The following is a 540-nucleotide window of genomic DNA, read 5'->3' as shown; positions in this document are numbered from 1 at the left end:
TCGCCGGGGCAGAGCTCGGCATGGCGGTGAACGTTTCGATCCAGGGCCGGCCGGACGTCGCGGTTACCGGCACGATCCGCGAGATTTCCCCCGAGGCCGACAGCACGACCGGCACCTATCAGGTGAAGGTGGCACTGGCTTCGCCGCCGCCAGAGATGCGGCTGGGCGCAGTCGTCGTAGGTCGCGTCGAAAGCGAAGGAGGCCAGGAGGTCACCACGCTACCCCCGACCGCGCTGCTGCAGTCCGGAGACGAGCCGCAGGTCTGGGTAATTGGCGGTGACGGCAAGGTGCAGCGCCGGAACGTCCAGCTGCTTCAATTCGATACAGACTCCGTCGTCGTCAGCCACGGGCTGTCGGCAGGAGAGAAGGTCGTGACCGCCGGCGTCAATTCGCTGGCAGACGGTGAGTTGGTGAACGCTGAGACGGAGGTCGAGTGATGGCACGCTTCAATCTTTCGGAATGGGCCGTCCACAACCGGGCCATCGTCGTATTCCTCATGCTCGTCTGCGTCATCGGCGGCATCAGCGCTTACGAGAGGCT

The 540-nt window shown here is 64.8% G+C and carries 1 protein-coding gene; it reads left to right on the top strand.

The annotated features are described in order from the left end of the window. Positions 1 to 437: efflux RND transporter periplasmic adaptor subunit (locus NMG70_RS15990; protein WP_436798397.1), on the top strand; the 437-nt coding region annotated here is incomplete at its 5' end. Positions 438 to 540: the final 103 nt, after the last annotated feature.

The organism is Mesorhizobium ventifaucium, from assembly GCF_935822925.1.
Classification (GTDB): domain Bacteria; phylum Pseudomonadota; class Alphaproteobacteria; order Rhizobiales; family Rhizobiaceae; genus Mesorhizobium; species Mesorhizobium ventifaucium.
Note: the sequence above shows the minus strand (reverse complement) of the source record. Positions and strands in the feature narration are given on the sequence as shown.